Here is a 1,512-nt window from a genome sequence, read left to right on the forward strand (position 1 = left end):
ACCGAGGACGCGCAGGTGGCGCGCGGCTACTTCCGCACGCTGCGCGAACTGGCCCGGCAACATGGGCTGACGGGCCTGTCCATGGGCACCACCCACGACTTCGAGCTGGCCATCGAGGAAGGGGCCACCCTGGTGCGGGTGGGCACCGCCATCTTCGGCGAGCGCGCCTGACTCCCCTCCCCTCGCGGGCTCACAGCTCCTTGAACTTGAAGCGGCCGTTGTCCAGGGCCTTCACCGAGTACTGCATGCCGCAGTAGTTGCAGAGCACCTCCTGCCCATCCTCGAGCGGCTCCTCGACCGGATTGTTGGCGTTGCAATCCGGGCAGTCGAAGTCCTTGCGGGCCCCCTTCGAGCCCGAGTCCTTGTCGTCGTCGTCTTCGTAGTGGTCCAACGGCATGGCGTGCCTCCTCGGCTGCTCGCACCGGCCCTGGCATGTGCCGGTCAGTCCCACCCAGGCTAGCAGCCTCCGGCCCCGCGCGTGCCAGGTCGGATGCTGGACGACCGGGCCCCACCTGCTTCCCACCCGGCCCATCACGAACGGCGGAATTCGCGGTTGAATGGGCCCCCGCCGCATCCGTCCATGAGGATGCAGCCGGGAAGTCCCAAGCTGGCCGTGGAGTTGGCGCGCCAGGGTGCGGCTGCCTAGTTTCCGCACCTGCCAACTGGCAAGGCCGCGGAGGACCGAGCCAGGAGCCATCGATGCGCAAGCAGTACAAGGGAGTGTTCACCGGGATGCTGTTCAGCCTCCTGCTGTCGGGGTCGGCCCTGGCACAGGGTGAGGCCCCGTCGGCCTTTGGCCCCGGAGAGCAGGCGCGCTACCGCGTCCAGTACCTCGGGATGACCGCGGGCACGGCCCAGGTGACCGTGGGCGCTCCGATGAAGCAGTGGGGCAAGGACGTGTGGCCCCTGGTGGCGGTGGCCAAGACGGAGTCGGTGGCGGGCGTGTGGCCCATCAAGGACAAGTTCGTCTCCTACTGGCACTCCGGCACGCAGCGGGTGCTGGGCTCCGACATGATGGAGGACGAGAACCGTCGGCGCCGCCGCGTGCGCGTGAAGCTGAGCGACGATGGGCGCTCGGCCCAGGTGGTGAAGCAGAAGGACGGCGAGCCGCCCCGCGAGTCCACGCACGAGCTGCTCGAGGGCACCCTCGACGTGGCCGGGGCCACCTTCGCGCTGCGCAACCGCGCGCTGGAGGTGGGCAGGGAGTACAGCTACCCCGTCTTCACCGGCTCGAAGAGCTTCTTGATGAAGGCCAAGGTGGAGGCGAAGGAGAGCCTCGGCACGAGCCTGGGCAAGCAGGAGGTGTACCGGCTGCGCGTGTACACCGAGTTCTCCGGCAACCTGAAGTCCAAGCGCGACATGTCGGTGTGGATGACGGCGGACGCGCGGCACGTGCCGGTGCGCATCGAGGCGGATCTCGCCCTGGGCGCCCTCGTCGCGGAGCTGACGGACTACGAGCAGGGCAAGGTCGTCGCGCCGACTCCGGCGGTGGCGACCCAGAGCGGTATCTAG

Annotated in this window: 2 protein-coding genes and 1 pseudogene; 2 read left to right on the forward strand and 1 reads right to left on the reverse strand. The window is 68.8% G+C overall.

Features of this window, described 5'->3' with window-relative positions:
• Positions 1-171 (forward strand): annotated as a pseudogene (locus VF697_RS05575) (YggS family pyridoxal phosphate-dependent enzyme); the annotation flags it as partial.
• A gap of 19 nt (positions 172-190) precedes the next feature.
• On the opposite strand, the gene VF697_RS05580 reads toward VF697_RS05575, so the two are convergent.
• The gene (locus tag VF697_RS05580) at positions 191-397 is read right to left on the reverse strand and encodes a hypothetical protein (protein WP_331092445.1); all 207 of its coding nucleotides are present in this window, start codon (positions 395-397) and stop codon (positions 191-193) included.
• Positions 398-699: 302 nt separating this feature from the next.
• On the opposite strand from VF697_RS05580, the gene VF697_RS05585 reads away from it, so the two are divergent.
• On the forward strand, positions 700-1,512 hold the full coding sequence (locus tag VF697_RS05585) for a DUF3108 domain-containing protein (RefSeq protein WP_331092446.1): 813 nt from the start codon (positions 700-702) through the stop codon (positions 1,510-1,512).

Source organism: Archangium sp. (assembly GCF_036388035.1).
In the GTDB taxonomy this organism is placed as follows: Bacteria; Myxococcota; Myxococcia; order Myxococcales; family Myxococcaceae; genus Archangium.